At 65.9% G+C, this 21,141-nt stretch carries 17 protein-coding genes and 4 tRNA genes; 14 read left to right on the forward strand and 7 right to left on the reverse strand.

Annotated elements, in window-relative coordinates:
• Positions 1-110: 110 nt before the first annotated feature.
• Positions 111-2,126 (forward strand): excinuclease ABC subunit UvrB, encoded by a 2,016-nt coding sequence (uvrB, locus tag RTW82_RS11510; protein ID WP_184490656.1) that lies wholly within the window; start codon positions 111-113, stop codon positions 2,124-2,126.
• A gap of 48 nt (positions 2,127-2,174) precedes the next feature.
• Here the strand turns inward: uvrB and RTW82_RS11515 are convergent, their stop codons facing one another.
• From RTW82_RS11515 to RTW82_RS11525, 3 genes are all read right to left on the reverse strand, one after another.
• The gene (locus tag RTW82_RS11515) at positions 2,175-3,074 is read right to left on the reverse strand and encodes an EamA family transporter (RefSeq protein WP_021217878.1); all 900 of its coding nucleotides are present in this window, start codon (positions 3,072-3,074) and stop codon (positions 2,175-2,177) included.
• A gap of 45 nt (positions 3,075-3,119) precedes the next feature.
• Positions 3,120-4,610, reverse strand: a complete 1,491-nt coding sequence (locus tag RTW82_RS11520) for an MDR family MFS transporter (RefSeq protein ID WP_162164725.1) — start codon at positions 4,608-4,610, stop codon at positions 3,120-3,122.
• 62 nt (positions 4,611-4,672) lie between these two features.
• Positions 4,673-5,710, reverse strand: a complete 1,038-nt coding sequence (locus RTW82_RS11525) for an HlyD family secretion protein (RefSeq protein WP_316925154.1) — start codon at positions 5,708-5,710, stop codon at positions 4,673-4,675.
• A 104-nt stretch (positions 5,711-5,814) separates the two neighbouring features.
• Between RTW82_RS11525 and RTW82_RS11530 the strand changes: the two genes are divergently transcribed.
• The 10 genes from RTW82_RS11530 (at position 5,815) to RTW82_RS11575 (ending at position 11,848) form a co-directional block, all read left to right on the forward strand.
• Positions 5,815-6,735, forward strand: coding sequence for a LysR family transcriptional regulator (locus RTW82_RS11530; RefSeq protein ID WP_021217519.1), 921 nt, complete (start codon positions 5,815-5,817; stop codon positions 6,733-6,735).
• Positions 6,736-6,757: 22 nt separating this feature from the next.
• Positions 6,758-8,242, forward strand: a complete 1,485-nt coding sequence (gene gltX, locus RTW82_RS11535; RefSeq protein ID WP_316925155.1) for a glutamate--tRNA ligase — start codon at positions 6,758-6,760, stop codon at positions 8,240-8,242.
• Positions 8,243-8,488: 246 nt separating this feature from the next.
• Positions 8,489-8,564 (forward strand) — tRNA-Ala (locus tag RTW82_RS11540).
• A gap of 46 nt (positions 8,565-8,610) precedes the next feature.
• Positions 8,611-8,686, forward strand: a tRNA-Glu gene (locus RTW82_RS11545).
• 49 nt (positions 8,687-8,735) lie between these two features.
• Positions 8,736-8,811, forward strand: a tRNA-Ala gene (locus RTW82_RS11550).
• 67 nt (positions 8,812-8,878) lie between these two features.
• Positions 8,879-8,954, forward strand: a tRNA-Glu gene (locus RTW82_RS11555).
• Positions 8,955-9,146: 192 nt separating this feature from the next.
• Positions 9,147-9,686: a TetR/AcrR family transcriptional regulator gene (locus tag RTW82_RS11560; RefSeq protein WP_184490659.1), complete on the forward strand. Its 540-nt coding sequence runs from the start codon at positions 9,147-9,149 to the stop codon at positions 9,684-9,686.
• 10 nt (positions 9,687-9,696) lie between these two features.
• Complete coding sequence (locus tag RTW82_RS11565; RefSeq protein WP_316925156.1) at positions 9,697-10,524, forward strand: alpha/beta fold hydrolase; 828 nt, start codon at positions 9,697-9,699, stop codon at positions 10,522-10,524.
• A gap of 227 nt (positions 10,525-10,751) precedes the next feature.
• A complete protein-coding gene (locus RTW82_RS11570) occupies positions 10,752-11,399 on the forward strand; it encodes a bifunctional 4-hydroxy-2-oxoglutarate aldolase/2-dehydro-3-deoxy-phosphogluconate aldolase (RefSeq protein WP_043243379.1) in 648 nt (215 codons plus the stop codon).
• On the forward strand, positions 11,399-11,848 hold the full coding sequence (locus RTW82_RS11575; RefSeq protein ID WP_316925157.1) for a thioesterase family protein: 450 nt from the start codon (positions 11,399-11,401) through the stop codon (positions 11,846-11,848). The genes RTW82_RS11570 and RTW82_RS11575 overlap by 1 nt, the downstream gene beginning before the upstream one ends.
• Before the next feature lie 4 nt (positions 11,849-11,852).
• On the opposite strand, the gene RTW82_RS11580 is transcribed toward RTW82_RS11575, so the two are convergent.
• Positions 11,853-12,245, reverse strand: a complete 393-nt coding sequence (locus tag RTW82_RS11580) for a hypothetical protein (RefSeq protein WP_021218588.1) — start codon at positions 12,243-12,245, stop codon at positions 11,853-11,855.
• A 135-nt stretch (positions 12,246-12,380) separates the two neighbouring features.
• Here RTW82_RS11580 and RTW82_RS11585 point away from each other — a divergent pair, with 135 nt between their 5' ends.
• Positions 12,381-13,352, forward strand: a complete 972-nt coding sequence (locus tag RTW82_RS11585; protein WP_316925158.1) for a tRNA dihydrouridine synthase — start codon at positions 12,381-12,383, stop codon at positions 13,350-13,352.
• Positions 13,353-13,474: 122 nt separating this feature from the next.
• On the opposite strand, the gene RTW82_RS11590 is transcribed toward RTW82_RS11585, so the two are convergent.
• Entirely contained in the window at positions 13,475-14,221 is a 747-nt protein-coding gene (locus RTW82_RS11590; RefSeq protein ID WP_316925159.1) for an SDR family oxidoreductase, read from the reverse strand.
• Between the two features lie 123 nt (positions 14,222-14,344).
• Here RTW82_RS11590 and RTW82_RS11595 point away from each other — a divergent pair, with 123 nt between their 5' ends.
• Positions 14,345-14,791, forward strand: a complete 447-nt coding sequence (locus tag RTW82_RS11595; RefSeq protein ID WP_021218585.1) for an Hsp20 family protein — start codon at positions 14,345-14,347, stop codon at positions 14,789-14,791.
• A 48-nt stretch (positions 14,792-14,839) separates the two neighbouring features.
• On the opposite strand, the gene RTW82_RS11600 is transcribed toward RTW82_RS11595, so the two are convergent.
• Complete coding sequence (locus RTW82_RS11600) at positions 14,840-18,523, reverse strand: PAS domain S-box protein (RefSeq protein ID WP_316925160.1); 3,684 nt, start codon at positions 18,521-18,523, stop codon at positions 14,840-14,842.
• Positions 18,524-18,649: 126 nt separating this feature from the next.
• On the reverse strand, positions 18,650-19,531 hold the full coding sequence (locus RTW82_RS11605) for a LysR family transcriptional regulator (protein WP_021218583.1): 882 nt from the start codon (positions 19,529-19,531) through the stop codon (positions 18,650-18,652).
• Between the two features lie 177 nt (positions 19,532-19,708).
• Between RTW82_RS11605 and leuC the strand changes: the two genes are divergently transcribed.
• Positions 19,709-21,133, forward strand: a complete 1,425-nt coding sequence (gene leuC, locus RTW82_RS11610) for a 3-isopropylmalate dehydratase large subunit (RefSeq protein ID WP_316925161.1) — start codon at positions 19,709-19,711, stop codon at positions 21,131-21,133.
• Positions 21,134-21,141 lie beyond the last annotated feature (8 nt).

A 21,141-nucleotide genomic window follows, 5' to 3' on the forward strand; every position in this document is an offset into this window, starting at 1 on the left:
GGCCGGTATTATAGCGGTCAAGGTCGCGTGCCGCGACAACGTACGCTAGCTTTTCGCCTGGTTTGACGCTGCCACTGGGCGGGTGTCACATCATTTTGCCGAGGTCAGCCATGTCAGAGTTTCAACTCGTCACCCGCTTCCAGCCGGCCGGCGACCAACCTGAAGCCATTCGCCAGTTGGTAGAGGGCCTGGAAGCGGGCCTGTCGCACCAGACGTTGCTGGGGGTGACCGGTTCGGGCAAGACCTTCAGCATCGCCAATGTCATCTCCCAGGTGCAGCGCCCAACGCTCGTACTGGCGCCGAACAAGACGCTGGCTGCCCAGCTCTACGGCGAGTTCAAGGCCTTCTTCCCGAACAACTCCGTCGAGTATTTCGTCTCCTATTACGACTACTACCAGCCAGAGGCTTACGTTCCTTCCTCAGATACCTATATCGAGAAGGATGCTTCGATCAACGACCACATCGAGCAGATGCGCCTGTCCGCCACCAAGGCGCTGCTGGAGCGGTCCGATGCGATCATCGTGGCAACGGTTTCATCCATCTATGGCCTGGGCGACCCCACGTCCTACCTGCGGATGGTTCTGCACCTGGATCGGGGCGACAAGATCGACCAGCGCGAGCTGTTGCGTCGCCTGGCGGACCTGCAATACACCCGCAACGATATGGACTTCGCCCGTGCCACCTTCCGTGTTCGCGGCGATGTGATCGATATCTTCCCGGCGGAATCCGACCTCGAAGCCATCCGCGTCGAGCTTTTCGATGATGAAGTGGAGAGCCTGTCGGCCTTCGATCCGCTGACGGGTGAGGTGATCCGCAAGTTGCCGCGCTTCACCTTCTATCCCAAGAGCCACTACGTGACGCCGAGGGAAGTGATCCTGGGCGCGGTGGACAAGATCAAGGAGGAGCTCAAGGAGCGCCTCGACTACCTGCGCAGCAACAACAAGCTGGTGGAGGCCCAGCGCCTTGAGCAGCGCACCCGTTTCGACCTGGAGATGATCGTCGAGCTGGGCTACTGCAACGGCATCGAGAACTACTCGCGCTATCTCTCCGGACGTGAGCCCGGTCAGGCGCCACCCACTCTCTATGACTACCTGCCGGCCAACTCCCTGCTGGTGATCGATGAGTCCCACGTCAGCGTTCCGCAGGTCGGTGCGATGTTCAAGGGCGACCGCTCGCGCAAGGAAAACCTGGTGGAGTACGGTTTCCGCCTGCCGTCGGCGCTGGACAACCGACCCATGCGTTTCGACGAGTGGGAAGCGATGAGCCCGCAGACCATCTTCGTTTCCGCAACGCCCGGGCCCTACGAGGCGGAGCATGCCGGTCGCGTGGTGGAGCAGGTGGTGCGCCCGACCGGCCTGGTGGACCCCGAGATCGAGGTGCGCCCGGCCACCACCCAGGTGGATGACCTGCTCTCCGAGATCCGCAAGCGCGTTGCCGTGGAGCAGCGCGTGCTGGTCACCACCCTGACCAAGCGCATGGCCGAGGACCTCACCGATTACCTCGCCGACCACGACGTGCGTGTGCGTTATCTGCACTCGGACATCGACACCGTGGAGCGTGTCGAGATCATCCGTGACCTGCGCACCGGTGCCTTCGACGTGTTGGTGGGCATCAACCTGCTGCGTGAGGGGCTGGACATGCCAGAGGTGTCCTTGGTGGCCATTCTCGATGCCGACAAGGAAGGCTTCCTGCGCTCCGAGCGCTCGCTGATCCAGACCATCGGCCGCGCGGCGCGTAACCTGCACGGCAAGGCGATCCTCTATGCCGACAACATGACCGGCTCCATGCAGCGGGCCATCGACGAGACTGATCGCCGCCGCAACAAGCAGATCGCGTTCAACGAGGCGAACGGCATTGTTCCCCGGGGCGTGCAGAAGGACGTCCAGGACATCCTCGAAGGCGCCACCGTGCCCGGCTCGCGCAGCAACAAGCGCAAGGCCATGGCCAAGGTGGCGGAGGAGCATGCGCGCTACGAAGCCGAACTGCGCTCGCCGAGCGAGATCACCAAGCGCATCCGCCAGATGGAAGAGAAGATGTACCAGCTGGCCCGCGACCTGGAGTTCGAGGCCGCCGCGCAGCTGCGCGACGAGATCCAGAAGCTCCGCGACAGGTTGCTGCAGGTGTGAACGAAAAGGGCGCCATCAGGCGCCCTTCTTCCATCCGCGGTCTGCGGCTCAGCGCCGGCCGAAGATGATCATCATCACCCCGCCCAAGGTCGCCAGGCAGGCCAGCAATGCCGTTACGCTGAGACGCTCATCGAGGATCAGGAAACCTAGCAGCAGCGCCACCACCGGGTTGACGAAGGCGAAGGTGGACACCAGGCTCGGGCGCACTTCGCGCAATAGCCAGAAATAGGCAGGGTAGACACCAAGGCTCACCGGCAGCACCAGATAGGCCAGCCACGCCCAGCCAGTCGGGGACAGCCGCGCCAGCTCGAAGCCCTGCCAGTCTCCACGCCACAGGCCGAAGCCGGCCAGCAGCACGGTGCCCATGAGCATCTGCATGGCCAGGCCCATCCAGCTGGAGCGGAAGGGCCCGCGCTTGCGCAACAGCCAGGCACCGACTGCCCAGAGCAGGGTGGCGGTCACCACCAGGGCGCCAGCGAACCACTGCTCGAAGCCAGGGTTCTCGCCCAGCCCGTTGCCCATCAGCAGCAGGATGCCGCCACTGGCCATGGCCAGCCCGCACAGCACCCAGAGCGGCGGGCGTTCGTCCAGCAGCCACTCCAGCGCCACGCTCCATAGAGGCAGCGTGGTGTAGAGCATCGCCAGCATCCCGGTGGGCAGGTACTGGTTGGCGTAGATCAGCGCGCCCTGGCCGACGGCGATCAGCATCACCCCGCCGATGAAGGCACTGCCCAGGTCGCTGCGTTGCACCTTCGCCTGGCCACGCAGCAGCACCCAGCCGAGGGCCAGCAGGCCGGCGAAGAGGAAGCGCAGGGTGGCGATGACGAAAGGCGGCTGCTCGCGCAGGAGGAAGTGGTTGGCGAGATAGGTGGTGCCCCAGCCGATGTAGATGAGGGCGAAGGCGCCCACCAGGAGGAGGGCGCGGGTTCTTGCGTTGATGCTGGACATGCAAAGCCTGAAGCGGAAGCGCGCCGCTTCAGGCAGCGCGCGGGGTTAGTGAGCGGCGCCGCCGGAGGCGCCAGCGGGCAGGGAACGGGTCAGCAGCACGGCGATCATGCTGATGCCGAGTGCGATGCCGATGAAATGGAAGGCGTCATTGTACGCCATGATCGCCGCCTGCTGATGGGCGATCTCGCTGAGCTTGCCCAGGGCCGCCTGGTCGCTGCCGAGCTTCTCGCTGAGCAGGGCCAGGCGCTCGGCCACCTGCGGGTTGCTCGGCACCAGGGATTCGCGCAGGTAGTCGAAATACACCTTGGCGCGGCTGTCCAGCAGGGTGGCCAGCAGGGCTATGCCGATGGCGCCGCCGAGGTTGCGCAGGATGTTGAACAGGCTGGAGGCCGAGCCCGCGTCCTGCGGCATGATGTAGGCGGTGGCGATCAGCGAGATGGTCACCATCACCAGGGGCTGGCCCAGCGCGCGGATGATCTGGATCTGGTTGAACTGCGGGCCGGCGAAGTCCGGGTTGAGCACCCCCGAGGCGAAGCTGGCCGCGCCGAACAAGCCGAAACCCAGGGCGCAGAGCAGCTTGGGCGAGATGATCTTCATCAGCTTGGGCACCAGCGGGATGAGGAACAGCTGCGGCACCCCCATCCACATGATCACCTCGCCGATCTGCAACGCGTTGTAGCCCTGAATCTGCGCCAGGTACAGCGGCAGCACGTAGATCGAGCCATAGAGCCCCATGCCCAGGCCCACGCTGGAGATGCTCGAGAGGCCGAAGTTGCGGTTCCGCAGAATGCCCAGGTTGATCAGCGGGTTGGGTCGCGAGGTCTGCAGGATGACGAACAGCACCAGGCTCACCAGGGCGATGCTGCCCAGGCCGACGATCAGCTGCGACTCCAGCCAGTCCTTGCGATGGCCCTCTTCGAGGAACACCTGCAGGCAGCCCAGGCCGAGGCCCAGGGTGAGGATGCCGGCGTAGTCGGTGCTCTTCAGCAGCTCCCAATGCGGCGCCTTCTTTTCCAGGCCATACATCAGCCCGGCGATCATCAGCAGGCCCGGGGGCACGTTGATGTAGAAGATGTATTCCCAGCCAAAGTTCTCGGTCAGCCAGCCGCCCAGGGTCGGGCCGATGGAGGGCGCGAAGGTGGCGGTGATGGCGAACAGCGCCATGCCCTTGGCACGGTGGTGCTCCGGCAGCTTGATCAGGGTCAGGGTGAAGGCCAGCGGAATCAGCGCGCCTCCGGTGAAACCCTGCATGGCGCGGAACACGATCATGCTCTCCAGGCTCCAGGCGAAGGAGCAGAGCAGGGAAGAGGCGAGGAAACCCAGGGATACCCAGACCGCCAGGCGTCGCGCCGAGAGCACCTGCACCAGCCAGGCGGTGAGCGGGATCATGATGATCTCGGCCACCAGGTAGGAGGTGGAGATCCACGAGCCTTCCTCCAGCGTCGCCGAAAGCGCGCCCTGGATGTCCTTCAGCGAGGAGTTGGTGATCTGGATATCCAGCACCGCCATGAAGGCGCCAAGCATGGCGCTCATCACGGCGATCCAGTCGCGGCGGCTGGGCTCGCCGGTGGGGCGGATCAGGGTGTCACCGGCCACCGTCATTCATCCAGCTTGATGGCGACTTTCACCAGCACCGACATGCCGGGGCGGATGCGGCCCTTGAGCGGGTTGTCGCGGTCGAAGGTCAGTTTCACCGGGATGCGCTGCACCACCTTGGTGAAGTTGCCGGTGGCGTTGTCCGGCGGCAGCAGGCTGAACTGGGCGCCAGAGGCGGCGAACAGGCTCTCGACCTTCGCCTCGATGGGGTTACCCGGGAAGCTGTCGAAGATCAGCTCGGCCTTCTGCCCGGGCTGCATGTGCTCGATCTGGGTTTCCTTGAAGTTGGCCTGGACCCAGATGTCCTGGTCCGGCACCAGCGACATCAGGTGGGCGCCGACCTGTACGTACTGGCCGTTGCGCGCGGCGCGCTGGCCGACCATGCCGTCGATGGGGGCGCGGATCTCGGTACGGGTCAGGTTCAGCTCGGCCTGGGCGATATCGGCACGGGCGTTGGCGATCTGCGCTTCCAGGCGCTTCACGTCGGCGCGCAGTGCGTCGGTCTGCACGCGCTGGGCCTTGAGGTCGGCCTCGGCGCGGGCCACTTGCGAGCGGGCCACGCGGGAATCGGCGGAGAGGGTGGTGACGCGCTCCTCGGAAACATAGCCCGGCTTGCGCAGGGTCTGGGCACGGGACAGGTCGATCTGGGTGCGGCCCAGGGTCGCCTGGCTGGCCGCTACGTCGGCCTCGCTGGCGGCGATCATGCTGTCCTGCTGGGTGAGCTTGCTGCGCGACTGGGCCAGCTCCGCCTCACGGGTGGCCAGGGTGGCCTGGGCGCGCTGCAGGGCCAGTTTGAAGTCCTCTGCTTCCAGGCGCACCAGCAGGTCGCCTTTCTTCACGTGCTGGTTGTCGCCCACCAGCACTTCTTCTATTCGCGCACCGAGCTGGCTGGAGACGCGGGTGATCTCGCCCTGGACATAGGCGTTATCGGTGGTTTCCAGAAAGCGGCCTACCAGCAGCCAATGCAGGAAGAAGCCGCCCACCACGAGGATCAGCAGGGCAATGAAGATAAACAGGCGACGTTGCAGTTTGGCTGGCATTCCAGGAGCTCGAAGGGCGGGCGGAAAGGCGGGAATCTAGCACTGTTCCAGTCAGGCAAGTAGCCAGTACACTTCAGAAACTTTGTTGCTTATGGGGAACAATAATGGGTCTGGATGACGCCCTGATCTTCACCCGCGTCGTAGAGCTGCACAGCTTCACCCAGGCCGCGCACAGTCTGGGCATGCAGAAGTCCACCGTGAGCCGCCGCATCGCCCTGCTGGAAGAGCGCCTGGGCGTTCGTCTGCTCAATCGCACCACGCGCAAGCTGCGCCTGACCGAGGTCGGGCAGGCCTATTACGAGCGCTGCCGGCAGATCATGGTCGACTTCGCCGAGGCCGAGCAGGCCGTCATGCAGTTGCAGCAGGAGCCTTCCGGCCTGTTGCGCATCACCGCGCCTATCGAGTTCGGCCAATTGTTCCTCGGCAAGGTCCTCGGCACCTTCATGAGCCAGTACCCGCAGATCACCGCCGAAGTGGAGATCACTTCGCGGGATGTCGACCCGCTGGAAGAGGGGGTCGACATCGCCATCATGGTCGGCCAGCCCCAGGATTCCACCCTGATCGCCCGCAAGCTGTTCGAGAACGGACGCCGCCTCTGCGCCAGTCCCGCTTACCTCGCAGCGCACGGCACCCCCCATGATGTGCTCGCCCTGGCTGGCCATCGCGCCGTGCTGTTGCCCCAGGATCCGCAACGCTACTGGCCGCTGCTGGACGAAAGCGTGCCCTGCCAGCGTGTGCTGCACTGCAACAACATCACCTTCGCCCGCGAGGCGGTGCTCAGCGGCGCAGGCATCGCCTCGTTGCCGTTGATGATCACCGAGGACGCGGTGCGCCGCGGCGAACTCGTGGAATTGCTGCCGGGCGTGCAGTTGCCCAGCGGCGAAATCTACGCCGTCTATCCTTCCCGGCGTTTCCAGGCGATGAAGGTCAAGGCCTTCCTCGATTTCCTCATGGCCAGCCTGCCGAATGATCGCAGCCACTGGCTGGAGCATGGCGCCGCGCCCCTGCTAACATCGCGCCTTTGACCGTTCCGCACCAGGACCCGCCATGACCACTGTCCGTACCCGCATTGCGCCCTCGCCAACCGGCGATCCGCACGTCGGCACCGCCTATATCGCCCTGTTCAACCTCTGCTTCGCCCGTCAGCACGGTGGCCAGTTCATCCTGCGCATCGAAGACACCGACCAGCTTCGCTCCACCCGCGAATCCGAACAGCAGATCTACGACGCCCTGCGCTGGCTGGGCATCGAGTGGGACGAGGGCCCCGACGTCGGCGGCCCGCACGGCCCGTACCGCCAGAGCGAGCGTGGCGAGATCTACAAGAAGTACTCCCAGGAGCTGGTGGACAAGGGCCACGCCTTCCCCTGCTTCTGCACCGCCGAGCGCCTGGACAAGCTGCGTGCCGAACAGACCGAGCGCAAGGAAACCCCGCGCTATGACGGCCACTGCATCGACCTGAGCCGCGAAGAGGCGGACCAGCGCATCGCCGCCGGCGAACCCCATGTCGTGCGCATGAAGATGCCCACCGAGGGTGTCTGCGTGGTGCCGGACATGCTCCGTGGCGATGTCGAAATCCCATGGGATCGCATGGACATGCAGGTGCTGATGAAGACCGATGGCCTGCCCACCTATTTCCTCGCCAACGTGGTCGACGACCATCTGATGGGCATCACCCACGTGCTGCGTGGCGAAGAGTGGCTGCCCTCGGCGCCCAAGCTGATCAAGCTGTACGAGTACTTTGGCTGGGAACAGCCGGTGCTCTGCTACATGCCGCTGCTGCGCAACCCGGACAAGAGCAAGCTCTCCAAGCGCAAGAACCCTACCTCCATCACCTTCTACGAGCGCATGGGCTACCTGCCCGAGGCGATGCTCAACTACCTCGGCCGCATGGGCTGGTCGATGCCGGACGAGCGCGAGAAGTTCTCCCTGGCGGAAATGATCGAGCACTTCGACCTCTCGCGCGTCTCCCTGGGTGGTCCGATCTTCGATCTGGAGAAGCTCTCCTGGCTCAACGGCCAGTGGATCCGCGAGCTGCCGGTGGAGCGTTTTGCCGCCGAGGTGCAGAAGTGGGCGCTGAATCCCGAGTACCTGATGAAGATCGCGCCCCACGTACAGGGCCGCGTCGAGACCTTCAGCCAGATCGCCCCGCTGGTCGGCTTCTTCTTCGCCGGTGCGCTGCCGCTGGATGCCAAGCTCTTCGAGCACAAGAAGCTCTCGCCCGACCAGGTGCGCCAGGTCATGCAGCTGGTCCTGTGGAAGCTGGAGTCGCTGCGCCAGTGGGACAAGGAGCGCATCACCGCCTGCATCCAGGCTGTCGCCGAGCACCTTGAGCTCAAGCTGCGTGACGTGATGCCGCTGATGTTCCCGGCCATCACTGGCCAGGCCAGCTCCGTCTCCGTGCTGGATGCCATGGAAGTCCTCGGTGCCGACCTCACCCGCTTCCGCCTGCGTCAGGCGCTGGAGCTGCTGGGCGGTGCGTCGAAGAAGGAAACCAAGGAGTGGGAGAAGATTCGCGACGCCATTCCTGGCTGAGTGATTTCTCCTTCGACAAGGCCCGCCTCGCGCGGGCCTTTTCATGTCCGGGGGAGGGCGCTAGGTTCGCTCATCGGTGGCAGCGCACGGGTGCTTCCCGCCGAATCCGGTAAGTGATTGTTCTTGCGATGAAATTTTTTCGATCCCGGTGAAAAATTTTGTTGACAGCCTTCAGGGTCGCCCTTAGTATGCGCCCCGTTCTCACGACGAACTAGAAAGCGAAGTGAGATGGTCCAGCGTTACTGTGGGGCTATAGCTCAGCTGGGAGAGCGCTTGCATGGCATGCAAGAGGTCGACGGTTCGATCCCGTCTAGCTCCACCAAATTGCCAGGATTCGCAGCCAAGGCTGCGGTCCTACGAAGGTTAAAGTCCCCTTCGTCTAGTGGCCTAGGACACCGCCCTTTCACGGCGGTAACAGGGGTTCGAGTCCCCTAGGGGACGCCACTTTCCAGCAGCGACAACCATCAGGTTGATCGCGCACCGAGAAGGTTTCGGGGCTATAGCTCAGCTGGGAGAGCGCTTGCATGGCATGCAAGAGGTCGACGGTTCGATCCCGTCTAGCTCCACCAAATCAGATGCCCAGTGCATCGAAATAAGGCCAGCCTCCGGGCTGGCCTTGCTTTTCGAAGGTTTAAAGTCCCCTTCGTCTAGTGGCCTAGGACACCGCCCTTTCACGGCGGTAACAGGGGTTCGAGTCCCCTAGGGGACGCCACTTTTTCCCGCTCTGCGGGGCTTTTAAGGGTCATTCCGTCATGGAGTGGCCCTTTTGTTTTTTCGCTCCGATAAATCTCATCCCCCTCTTTTTTTCCCGCTCTTGCCGTCTCTCGACCGGTGGTGTGCATAAAGGCTTGCCAGATTGAATGATGAATATAATATTATTGCCATCATGCACCGGGAGACGGCCGTGAGTGACAAGAGCAGCCAGACACGCAAGCGTATCCTCGCCGAGGCGGGCAGGGCGCTGTTCACCCGGGGCCCGCTGGAGCCCAGTGTCAGCGAGGTGATGGCGGCTGCCGGGCTCACGGTGGGTGGCTTCTATGCCCATTTCGACAGCAAGGAGGCGTTGATGGTGGAGGCGTTCGGTGAGCTGCTGCGGGAGCGGCGGCAATCGATGAAACAGCTCGACTCGACGCTCGCGCCACTTGACCGGCGCACCCTCGCGGCGGCCTTCTACCTATCCCGTCGTCACCGCGACAGCACTGACCGTGGTTGCCCGCTCCCCGGTTCGGTGGGCGAGGTGGCGCGCAACGCCGAGCCCTACCAGCACTTGCTGGCCGAACACCTCGAATTGCTCGCCGCCGATCTCGCCGTTTCCCCCGAGGACGGCGACAAGGCCCTGGCCGACATCGCGCTGATGGTGGGCGGCCTCGCCCTTGCCCGAGCCCTGGGGGCCGGCGAGCTGTCGGACCGGATACTGCGTGCCGCCCGTATGGCGGTGATCTAGGAGATACGAGATGAATAGCCTGGCCCTGCTCCGAGGATTCAACGCCACCGTCGGCCGCGTGGCACCCTGGCACGTCGCCGACCAGGCCCGGCGGCGCTTCATGACGCCTCGCGACACTCATCCCCGTGACTGGGAGCTGCCCTGGCTCGAGCGCGCCGAGCGCATCACCCTGCGCTTCGGCCTCTCCGCGCTGCGCTGGGGCAGCGGCCCGACCGTACTGCTGATGCATGGCTGGGAGGGGCGCCCGACCCAGTTCGCCAGCCTGATCGATGCCCTGGTACAGGCCGGCTATGGCGTGGTGGCCCTCGACGCGCCCGCCCATGGCCACTCGCCGGGGCGCGAGGCGAACATCGTGCTTTTCGCCCGCGCGCTGCTCGAAGCGGCCGAGGACTTGCCACCGCTGCATGGAGTGGTCGGGCACTCCATGGGCGGCGTCAGCGCCATGCTCGCCACCCAGCTGGGACTGCGAACCCAGGCCCTGGTCACCATCGCCGCGCCCAGTCGCGTCCTCGGGATGCTGCGCGGCTTCGCCCGCTTCATCGGCCTGCCGCCCCGGGCCGGCGAGCAGTTCATCAGGCGCGTCGGCGAGCACGCCGGTATCCCCGCCGAGGACATCGATGTACGCCGCTACCGCCTGGATATTCCCGGCCTGATCGTCCACGCGGAGGACGATCGCATGGTCCCCGTGATCGAGGCCGGCCGCATCCACGAGGCCTGGTCCGCCAGCCAGCTGCTGCGCCTGGAGGGAGGAGGGCACCAGCGGGTACTGTCCGACCCGCGTGTGGTGGCGGCGGTGCTGCATCTGTTCGACGAGGTCGGCCTGCGCGCCAGCGCCTGATTGCGCTCCCCTTGCACGGCGGGCTTGGCGACAGCCGCCGGGTGCAGGAAGATTCGCCAATGGAATGCGTCGAAGGCCCACCGCCGGTCGGTGACCTGCCGTCGATGCTGCGCTTCCAAGGTCCATGTCTGTTGCGCCGCCAGCGGCGGCCCGGGCGTGGTCGCCGGGGCGAATCAATTCCGGGCCCGAACGCGGGACCGGAGGCACGAATCAAGGGGAAAGATGCAATGAGCCTGACTATGGATGTGGTGCTGCAGCGGGCGCGACCCGTCCTGCCGGTGCTGGTCATCGAAGACACGGGGCTGGCCCTGGACCTGGCCGGCGCGCTCAGTGCCGGTGGGATCGAGGTGCTGGAGGTGACGCTGCGCACGCCGCGTGCCCTGGACGCGGTGGCGGCGATCCGCAAGGAATTCCCGGACCTGCTGGTGGGCGCGGGCACCCTGATCCACACCGAGCAGTTCCTCGAGGCTCGCGACGCCGGTGCCCACTTCGCCGTCAGCCCCGGTTGCACCGAACGCCTGGCCGCAGCGGCGGAGGATTCCGGCCTGCCGTACCTGCCCGGGGTGATGACCCCCTCGGAAGTGCTGCTGGCCCTGGAATACGGCTACCGCTCGCTGAAGCTGTTCCCGGCCAACGGCAATGCCAGCGTGAAGATGCTCAAGAGCTTCAAGGGGCCCTTTACCGGCATCCGTTTCTGCCCCACCGGCGGGGTCACGCCGGACAACCTGCAAGGCTTCCTGCAGCTGCCCAACGTCGCCTGCGTCGGCGGCACCTGGATCGCGCCGTCGAGCCTGATCCGCGCCCGCGCCTGGGACCAGATCACCCAGCTCGCCGCCGAAGCGCGCGAGCTGGCCAGCAGCTCGGAGCACGCCTGATGAACTGGGACCTGCCCACCCCCTTCGTCATCGACATCAAGGTCGCCGCCGATGACATCGACGGCCTCGGCCACGCCAACAATGCCGTCTACGTCAGCTGGCTGGAGCGTTGCGCCTGGCGCCACTCCCAGAGCCTGGGCCTGGACCTGGCCGAATACCGCCGCCTGGATCGCGCCATGGCCGTGGTGCGCCACGAGATCGACTACCTCGCTGCCGCCTACGAGGAGCAGGAGCTGCAGATGGCCACCTGGATCGTCGAATCCGACCAGCGCTTGAAGATGGACCGCCGCTTCCAGCTGATCCGCCCCGAAGACGGCGCGACCCTGCTGCGGGCCAGGACCACCTTCGTCTGCATCGAGCTTTCCAGCGGCCGCCCCAAGCGCATGCCGCCGGAATTCGTCGAGGGCTATGGCCGCGCATTGATGCAGCCGTTCCCCCTGGAGCTCTGAGCGCTCAGTCCACCGCTGGCGACAGGAACAGCTCGGTCGGGTTCTGCACGATGCGGAAGTGCCGCCGCTCGCCGGGCTGGATCAGCACCGACTGCGGGCGCCCGGTGAGGTTGCCGGCGCAATAGCCCGAGGGGCTCTGGGCGACGTTCAGGGTCATCTCGCCGGCCGGCACGCTGAGGCTGATGGCCTGCCCGGCAGACAGTTGCGCCACCAGTTCGTCCTGCAGGTAGAGGCCCACTTCGCAGGCATTGGCGGCGTTCTCGTCGCGGCTGACCACCAGCTCCGCCACTGAGTCGGGCGCCGGTTGCAGCGGGCTCTCCAATAGGGTTTCTGCATCGGCCAGCGGGGCCAGGCTGCCAAGAGCCAGGCAGAGCAGGGCAGGGCGGAGCGTCTTCATCGGCGGTTCCTTCTCCAGGGCGTATGGCTTTCGACTGCGCCGGCGCGAACTTGCTCCCGCGGTTTTCGTCGGGAGGATTCTGTGCAGGCCCGCTTCGCGCTTACACTACGCGCCCATTTTTCCAAGGCTTCCCCTATGCAAATCGCCCTGGCGCCCATGGAGGGCCTGGTCGACGAGATTCTCCGAGACGTGCTGACCCGTGTGGGCGGCATCGATTGGTGCGTCAGCGAGTTCATCCGCGTCAGCGATCGCCTGCTGCCGGCCAGCACCTACCAGAAGCTCGCCCCCGAGCTGGAGAGTGGTGCGCGTACCCGTGCCGGCACGCCGATGCGCGTGCAGCTGCTGGGCTCCGATCCGGTGTGCCTGGGGGAAAACGCTGCATACGCCTGCGAGCTGGGCGCGCCGGTGATCGACCTTAACTTCGGCTGCCCGGCGAAAACGGTGAACAAGTCCCGTGGCGGCGCCGTGCTGCTCAGGGAGCCCGAGCTGCTGCATGCCATCGTCAGCGGCGTGCGCTGTGCGGTGCCTGCCGCCATTCCGGTCACGGCGAAGATGCGCCTGGGCTTCGACAGCCCTGATGGCGCGCTCGACTGCGCCCTGGCCCTGGCCGAAGGTGGCGCCTCGCAACTGGTGGTGCATGCACGCACCAAGGTCGAGGGCTACAAGCCGCCGGCCCACTGGGAATGGGTGGCGCGGGTGCAGGATGTGGTCAAGGTGCCGGTATTCGCCAACGGCGAGGTGTGGACGCTGGACGACTGGCGACGCTGCCGCGAGGTCAGCGGCGTCGAGGACATCATGCTCGGTCGCGGCCTGGTCTCGCGCCCCGACCTGGCCCGGCAGATCGCCGCCGTGCGTGCCGGCGAAACACCCGAGGAGATGAGCTGGGCGGAGTTCCAGCCGCTGCTCCGTGACTTCTGGCGCCAGGCTCGGCGCAAGCTTGCCCCGCGTTACGCCCCAGGGCGGCTCAAGCAATGGCTGGCGATGCTCACCCGCACCTACCCGGAAGCCGTGCTGCTGTTCACCGAGATCCGCCGCGAAAGCGACTGTGCCCGCATCGACGCCCTGCTGGGCCTGCCCAGCCTGGAGCGGGAGTTCGCGGCGGCTTGATGCGCTTTGTTCCTTGGTTTTCCCGGGCTGAAGCCCGGGCTACGCACTGAGGTACGAAGCGCAGCATCAGGGTTGTCTCGTTGGGCCTCGCTGCGCTCGGCGCCAACCTACGATATGCGTACTCAGCGGCCACCGGCGACGTCCAGCAGGGCGCCGGTGGTGTAGGAGGCCTCGTCGCTGGCCAGCCAGAGAATGGCCTTGGCGATTTCTTCCGCTTCACCGCCCCGGCCCATGGGGATGCTGGCGGCGACCCGCTCCACCCGCCCCGGCTCCCCGCCGCTGGCGTGGATTTCCGTGCGGATCACCCCAGGCCGCACCGCGTTCACCCGGATGCCTTCGGCCGCTACTTCCTTGGCCAGCCCTACCGTCATCGCGTCGATGGCGCCCTTGGCCCCCGCATAGTCGATGTACTCGTTGGGCGCGCCCAGGCGCGCGGCGATGGACGACAGGTTGATGATCGCGCCGCCCCGGCCGCCGTGGCGGGTGGACATCCTGCGGATCGCCTCGCGGGCGCAGTGGAAGCTGCCGAATACGTTGGCGCCGAACACCCGCAGCAGCCGGGCGCCGTCGATCTCATCCAGGCGTGCCTGGCGTTCGAGCATTCCGGCGTTGTTGACCAGCACGTCCAGGCGCCCGAATTCGCTATCGATGGCTGCGAACAACTGTGCCACCTGTCGCTCGTCGGCCACGTCCGCGGCAACCGCGATGGCCCGGCCGCCCTGGCGCGTGATCTCGTCCACCAGTTGCTCGGCCGCCTCGCGCTGTCGCCGGTAATTGATGCACAGCGCATAGCCGCGCGCCGCCGCCAGTCGCGCGGTGGCGGCGCCGATGCCACGGCTGGCGCCGGTGATGAGCATGACCTTGTGCATGGAACCTCCATTGAAAAAAAGGCCCTTGAAATCATTTCGGCCGTCCCTATCTAGGGGAATGCGGGATGCCGAAGTCGGGTCCCGCGACTTTAGACACTTGCTGATTATTCAGGAGAGATTTTCATGACCACTGCATTTTCCCTCGCTCCGCTGTTCCGTCATTCCGTGGGCTTCGACCGTTTCAACGACCTGTTCGAGTCCGCCCAACGCAACGACAGCGGCAGCAGCTATCCGCCCTATAACGTCGAGAAGCACGGTGATGACCAGTACCGCATCGTGGTCGCTGCAGCCGGCTTCCAGGAAGAAGACCTGGAGCTGCAGGTCGAGCGTGGCGTGCTCACCGTCAGTGGTGGCAAGCGCGACAAGGGTGTCGAGAGCGTGACCTACCTGCACCAGGGCATCGCCCAGCGCGGCTTCAAGCTGTCGTTCCGCCTGGCCGACCACATCGAAGTGCGCAGCGCCGGGCTGCAGAACGGCCTGCTGAACATCGACCTGGTACGCATCGTGCCGGAAGACGCCAAGGCCAAGCGCATCCCCATCAATGGCGCTCGTGCGGTGCTGGAGAACTGATCCGGCAGCGCTTGCTGCAACGAAGAGGGCGCCTGCGGGCGCCCTTTTTCATGGGGCCGGGGGGAGGGCCTGCTGGTTGTTCCTGGCCAGCAGCGCGCGGAACTCCTCCAGCGGCACCGGCCGGCTGAACAGGTAGCCCTGGTACAGGTGGCAGCCCTGCTGTTCGAGGAAGTCCAGCTGCTCCTTCTGCTCCACCCCTTCGGCCACCATGCCCAGGCCCAGGCTGCGGGCCATGGCGACGATGGCGCGGATGATTTCGGCATCGTTGGGGTCGTTGGTGGCATCGCGGACGAATGACTGGTCGATCTTCAGCACATCCACCGGCAGGCGCTTGAGGTAGGTCAGGGAGGAGTAGCCGGTGCCGAAGTCGTCCATGGCGAAACTCACGCCGAGCTTCTTCAGGCGGCGCATCTTGCCGATGGTGTCGTCGAGGTTCTGGATGACGATGCCTTCGGTGATCTCCAGCTTGAGGATGCCGTGTGGCAAGCGGGTATCGACCAGGCTCTTCTCGATGCGTTCGACGAAATCGTTCTGGCGGAACTGCCGGGGGCTGATGTTCACGCACAGGCTGAAGTCGTCGGAACTGGCCAGCCGATCGACGAGCAGTCGCTCGCAGGCCCGGCAGGCCTCGGCCAGCACCCAGCTGCCCACCTCGAGGATCATCCCGCTTTCCTCCAGCACCTGGATGAACTGCGCCGGCGACTGCGGCCCCAGGGTCGGGTGCATCCAGCGCAGCAGCGCTTCGGCGCCTATCACCCGGTTGCTGCGGGCGTCCACCTGGGGCTGGAAGTACAGCTCGAACTCGCCGCGAACCAGGGCCAGGCGCAGGTCGTTTTCCAGGCGCAGGCGCTCGCTGGCCGCCTCCTGCATGGTGGCTCGGAACATCTGGATGGCGTTGCGCCCCGAATCCTTGGCTCGGTACAGGGCGATATCGGCGCGCTTGAGCAGGTCGGCGGGCGTCTCGCCGTGATCGGGAATCAGCGCCACGCCCATGCTCGGCGTGACCTGCAGGTGGTGGCCGTCCAGCAACATGGGCTCGGCCAGCAGCTTGCGCAGCTTGTCGGCGATCTGCCGCACCTGGCGCGTCACCTCGGAGCGCTTGCCCTCCAGGCCGGTGAGCAGCACCACGAACTCGTCGCCGCCCAGGCGCGCGACCGTATCTTCCAGGCGCACGCTGGCTTCCAGGCGTGCGGTGACCATCTTCAGCACCGAGTCGCCCACCGGATGGCCGAGGGAGTCGTTGATGTGCTTGAAGTGGTCGAGGTCGAGGAACAGCAGGGCACCGCGCAGCTTGTGGCGGCGCAGCAGGGCGATCTGCTGGGTCAGGCGGTCCATCAGCAGGGCGCGGTTGGGCAGGTTGGTCAGCGAGTCGTGGTACGCCAGGTGCTGGATCTGCGCCTGAGCGTCCTTCAGCGCGCTGATGTCGCGGGCCGTCAGCAGCAGGCAGGCCTTGCCGTCGAGGTCGATCTGCTCCACCGAGACCTCCACCACCTTGCGCGTGCCGTCGCGGTGCTGGCCGGACATCTCCAGGTGGTGCGCGCGCCCATCGCGGCGCATGACCTCGATCAGGTGCTCGCGCTCATCGGGCCGGGCCCAGATGTGCAGGTCGTCGGCGGTGCGCCCGATCACCTCCTCGGCGCTGTAACCGGTGAGGCGGCAGAAGCCTTCGTTGACCTCGATGTAGCGGCCCGTGTCGCGCTCGGTGATGGTGATGGCGTCGGGGCTGGAGTGGAACGCCTTGGCGAACTTCTCCTGGCTGGCCTTGAGCGCCGCTTCGGACTGCTGGCGCTCGGTGATGTCGCGGAAGGTGGTGGTGATGCACAGCTGGCGGTCGACGCGGATGAAGCGGCTGGACACTACGCAGGTCAGCATCCGTCCGTCCTGGGTCAGGTACTGGGCCTCGACGTTGTCCAGGCCCTTGTCGCGCATCAGCGTGCGCGAAAGCTGGTCGCGCTGCTCCAGGTCGGCCCAGAAGGCGATCTCCGGTGCACAGCGGCCGACGATCTCATCGGGGCGCCAGCCGAACACCTCGGTGAAGCTGGGGTTGATCTCGATGAAGGCGCCGTCGCGCACGCGGGTCACGCAGATGGGGTCGGGGCTGGCCTGGAACAGGGTGACGAACTTCTCCTCCGACGCCGCCAGGCGCTGCTCGCGGCGCACCCGTTCAGTGATGTCGATGAGGATGCCGGCCATGCGCAGCGGCTCGCCCGCTTCGTCACGGTAGAGCTTGGCGGTGCTTTCCAGGAAATGGATCTCGCCATTGGCGAAGCGTGAGCGGTAGGTGAACTGGTAGTCCTTGGTTACCCCGGTGAGCAGGTCCTGGTAGGCCTGGCGCATGGCCATCTGGTCTTCCAGGGGCACGAAGCTGAAGAAGTTCTTGAAGTCGCCTTCGTACGGCTCGGTGGCCAGCCCGTGCAGCGCCGAGGCCCGGGCCGAGCCATAGAGGCTGCTGCTGGGGATGTGCCAGTCCCAGGTGCCCAGGTCGGCGGATTCCAGAGCCAGGGCCAGGCGCTCCTGGCTGTCCTTCAAGGCGCGCTCCTGGGCGCGCATCTCGGTGATGTCGCGCACCGTCAGTACCAGGCAGGTACGGCCATTGAGCTGGATCTGGTCGCCATACAGCAGGTTGGTGCTGACGGTACCGTCGCGGCCGCGCAGTTGCACTTCCAGGCCGGCGAGGATGCCGCTGTTGCCGAAGGCGTCGAGCATCTCGCGGCGCTGCTCGACATTGACCCAGATACCCAGTTCCAGCGAGCTGCGGCCGATGGTTTCGCTGGCATCCCAGCCGAACTGGCGCTGGAAGCCGGGGTTGGCCTCGATGAAGCAACCGGTCTCGCGGTCGGTGATGACCACGGCATCGGGGGTGCTGCGGAAGGCCTTGGAGAACTTCTCCTCGCTGGTGCGCAGGGCGGCTTCGGCGCGCTTGCGCTCGGTGGTGTCGAGGAAGGTGCTGATGAGGAAGGATTCGCCGTCCAGGTCGACGAACTGGCTGGACAGCACCCCGTCGAGCACCCGCTCGTCGCGGGTGCGCAGTTGCACCTCCTGGACGATGGGGTCTTCCGAGCCGTGGCTGTTGCGGTAGAGCAGTTCACGCTGCTGCGGGTGGACCCAGATGCCCAGTTCCTGGGTGCTGCGGCCGACCACCTCGGCGGCCGGCCAGCCGAACACGCTTTCGAAGTGCTGGTTGGCCTCGGTGATGATGCCGCCGTCCATGCGCACCAGCAGGATCACATCGGGGCTCAAGTGGAACAGGCTGGAGAAGCGTCGCTGGGAGTTCTCCAGCGCCTCGGCCCGCTCCTGCTGCTCGGTGACGTCGCGGATCACCCCGATGATGCGCTTGCGCCCGTCGGGGTCTTCCTGCGGGCTGCCGCTGATCTCCAGCCAATGCAGGCTGCCGTCGGGCCAGCGGATGCGGTGGCGGAAGGCGCGGTCCGGGTGGGCGCCGGACAGCACCCGGGCGAAGAGTTCGAGCACGCCGGCGCGGTCTTCCTCGGGAATCAGTTCGATGTAGTCGACCTGGGTGCGCAGCGGGCGCTTGGGGTCCAGGCCGAACAGCGCCTGGGCGCCGCGGGACCAGTTGACCCGGCCGCTGGCGATGTCCCAGTCCCAGGCGCCCAGGCGCGCGCCATTGAGCGCGGCGAGCAGGCGTTGCGTGTCCTGCCAGCTCTGCTCGAACTCGCCGGGGTCGAGGGCGGGGATGAAGGGCAGTGGCGGGCGATCAGATGGCTTGGTCATGGCGGCCCTTTCCGGTCCGGAGGCTGCAGTGTGGCGCGGTGCGGGCGGAGAGTGGGCGGGGTGGCTGGGGCATGCACGGGCCTTTTCTTATCGTTATGCGGCTCACGTTAGCCCCTGGTTCGGGGGCTACGCAAGATTGTCGCGCTGGGCGTCGAGCAGGGCCATGAAGGCCTTGGCTGCGTTCGACAGGGTGCGGTCGGTGTGCAGGATGTAGCCGAGCTTGCGGCTCAGCTGGATGTCCTGCAGCGGCAGGCGCACCACCTGCTCGTCGAGCATGGTGCGCGGCAGCACGCTCCAGGCCAGGCCGATGGAGACCATCATCTTGATGGTCTCCATGTAGTTGGTGCTCATGCCGATGTTCGGCGTCAGACCTTCGGCCTCGAACAGGCGCCGCACGATGTGGTGGGTGAAGGTGTTGCCGCCGGGGAACACCGCCGGGTGCTTGGCCACGTCGGCGAGGAAGATGGTCTTGTCGCGGGCCAGCGGATGTTCGGGGGCGGCGACGAAGTCCAGGGCGTCGTCCCAAACCGGCACCGCCTGCACGGGCAGGGCGGTTTCCGGGGCCAGGGTGATCACCGCCAGCTCGGCGCGGCCATGGAGGATCTCTTCATAGGCGACTTCGGAATCGAGGAACTGGATGTCCAGCGCCACCTGCGGGTAGGCACGGGTGAAGGCCCGCAGCAGCGGCGGCAGGCGATGCAGGCCGATGTGGTGGCTGGTGGCCAGGGTCAGGCGGCCGCTGATGTCACCGGAGAGGTTGCTCAGGGCGCGACGGGTGTCGTCCAGCACATTGAGGATCTGGTAGGCACGCGGCAGCAGGGCGCGGCCGGCTTCGGTCAGGCCCACTTCGCGGCCGAGGCGGTCGAACAGGCGCACGTTCAACTGCTGCTCCAGGGAAGCGATGCGCTTGCTCACCGCCGGCTGGGTCAGGTGCAGGCGTTCGCCGGCCTCGGAGAAGCTGCCGGTTTCGGCGATGGCGATGAAGGCATTGAGGCTGGCGAGGTCCATTGGCGCTTGAGCTCCAGGCAGGGGGCGTGGCTAAGGGTATTCCTGAGGGGAATCCATTGGATGAAAAATATGAATTTGAGTTATTCATGTCAAATCCCTAGGATCATCCCCACAAGCCAAGGGGCCTTTTTATCCATGAGAGCCCTGGCATAGAAACACGCTGATGAGGACCCACCGATGGCCGGCAAGACGCTGTACGACAAGCTCTGGGAATTGCACGAGGTGAAGCGCCGCGACGATGGTTCGTCGCTGATTTACATCGACCGTCACATCCTCCACGAAGTGACCTCGCCCCAGGCGTTCGAAGGCCTGCGTCTGGCCAGCCGCAAGCCGTGGCGCATCGACGCCAACATCGCGACCCCGGACCACAACGTGCCGACCACCCGCGCCGAGCGCCAGGGCGGCCTCGAAGCCATCGCCGATGAGGTGTCGCGCATCCAGGTGCAGACCCTCGACGAGAATTGCGACGACTTCGGCATCCTCGAGTTCAAGATGAACGACGTACGGCAGGGCATCGTCCACGTGGTCGGCCCGGAGCAGGGCGCCACCTTGCCGGGCATGACCGTGGTCTGCGGTGACTCGCACACCTCCACCCACGGCGCCTTCGGTGCGCTGGCCCACGGCATCGGCACCTCCGAGGTGGAGCACGTGCTGGCCACCCAGTGCCTGATCGCCAAGAAGATGAAGAACATGCAGGTGCGCGTGGAGGGCACGCTGCCCTTCGGTGTGACCGCCAAGGACATCGTGCTCGCGGTGATCGGCAAGATCGGCACCGCCGGCGGCAACGGCCACGCCCTGGAGTTCGCCGGCAGCGCCATCCGTGACCTGTCCATGGAAGGCCGCATGACCATCTGCAACATGTCCATCGAAGCCGGTGCCCGCGTGGGCATGGTGGCGGTGGACGAGAAGACCATCGCCTATGTCGAAGGCCGCCCCTTCGCGCCCAAGGGCGCCGACTGGGAAAAGGCCGTGTCGGCCTGGAGCGACCTGGTTTCCGACGCCGATGCGCACTTCGACACCGTGATCGAGATGCGCGCCGAAGACATCATTCCCCAGGTCAGCTGGGGCACCTCGCCGGAGATGGTGCTGCCGGTCGACCAGCGCGTGCCGGACCCGGCCGTCGAGGCCGACCCGGTCAAGCGTGATTCCATCACCCGTGCCCTGAAGTACATGGGCCTGGCCGCCAACCAGGCGATCACCGATATCCAGCTGGACCGCGTGTTCATCGGTTCCTGCACCAACTCGCGCATCGAAGACCTGCGCGCCGCTGCCGAAGTGGCCAAGGGCCGCAAGGTCGCCACCACCGTCAAGCAGGCGATGGTGGTACCGGGCTCCGGCCTGGTGAAGCAGCAGGCCGAGCAGGAAGGGCTGGACAAGATCTTCATCGAGGCCGGCTTCGAATGGCGTGAACCGGGCTGCTCCATGTGCCTGGCGATGAACCCGGACCGCCTCGAAAGCGGCGAGCATTGCGCCTCCACCTCCAACCGCAACTTCGAAGGCCGCCAGGGCGCCGGTGGTCGTACCCACCTGGTCAGCCCGGCCATGGCCGCCGCAGCCGCCGTCAACGGCCGCTTCGTCGATGTTCGCGAGATGCTCAAGTAAGGAGAGCG

This window comes from Pseudomonas sp. zfem005, from assembly GCF_032621735.1.
GTDB lineage: Bacteria > Pseudomonadota > Gammaproteobacteria > Pseudomonadales > Pseudomonadaceae > Metapseudomonas > Metapseudomonas solani.

What these genes read in the sequence shown, in the direction of transcription:
- RTW82_RS11515 (WP_021217878.1), bottom strand. Translation starts at nt 3,074, where the DNA reads ATGTCCAGCATCAACGCAAGAACCCGCGCCCTCCTCCTGGTGGGCGCC.
- RTW82_RS11600 (WP_316925160.1), bottom strand. Translation starts at nt 18,523, where the DNA reads ATGACCAAGCCATCTGATCGCCCGCCACTGCCCTTCATCCCCGCCCTC.
- RTW82_RS11580 (WP_021218588.1), bottom strand. Translation starts at nt 12,245, where the DNA reads ATGAAGACGCTCCGCCCTGCCCTGCTCTGCCTGGCTCTTGGCAGCCTG.
- RTW82_RS11575 (WP_316925157.1), top strand. Translation starts at nt 11,399, where the DNA reads ATGAACTGGGACCTGCCCACCCCCTTCGTCATCGACATCAAGGTCGCC.
- RTW82_RS11570 (WP_043243379.1), top strand. Translation starts at nt 10,752, where the DNA reads ATGAGCCTGACTATGGATGTGGTGCTGCAGCGGGCGCGACCCGTCCTG.
- gltX (WP_316925155.1), top strand. Translation starts at nt 6,758, where the DNA reads ATGACCACTGTCCGTACCCGCATTGCGCCCTCGCCAACCGGCGATCCG.
- RTW82_RS11530 (WP_021217519.1), top strand. Translation starts at nt 5,815, where the DNA reads ATGGGTCTGGATGACGCCCTGATCTTCACCCGCGTCGTAGAGCTGCAC.
- RTW82_RS11590 (WP_316925159.1), bottom strand. Translation starts at nt 14,221, where the DNA reads ATGCACAAGGTCATGCTCATCACCGGCGCCAGCCGTGGCATCGGCGCC.
- leuC (WP_316925161.1), top strand. Translation starts at nt 19,709, where the DNA reads ATGGCCGGCAAGACGCTGTACGACAAGCTCTGGGAATTGCACGAGGTG.
- RTW82_RS11595 (WP_021218585.1), top strand. Translation starts at nt 14,345, where the DNA reads ATGACCACTGCATTTTCCCTCGCTCCGCTGTTCCGTCATTCCGTGGGC.
- RTW82_RS11565 (WP_316925156.1), top strand. Translation starts at nt 9,697, where the DNA reads ATGAATAGCCTGGCCCTGCTCCGAGGATTCAACGCCACCGTCGGCCGC.
- RTW82_RS11525 (WP_316925154.1), bottom strand. Translation starts at nt 5,710, where the DNA reads ATGCCAGCCAAACTGCAACGTCGCCTGTTTATCTTCATTGCCCTGCTG.
- uvrB (WP_184490656.1), top strand. Translation starts at nt 111, where the DNA reads ATGTCAGAGTTTCAACTCGTCACCCGCTTCCAGCCGGCCGGCGACCAA.
- RTW82_RS11585 (WP_316925158.1), top strand. Translation starts at nt 12,381, where the DNA reads ATGCAAATCGCCCTGGCGCCCATGGAGGGCCTGGTCGACGAGATTCTC.
- RTW82_RS11605 (WP_021218583.1), bottom strand. Translation starts at nt 19,531, where the DNA reads ATGGACCTCGCCAGCCTCAATGCCTTCATCGCCATCGCCGAAACCGGC.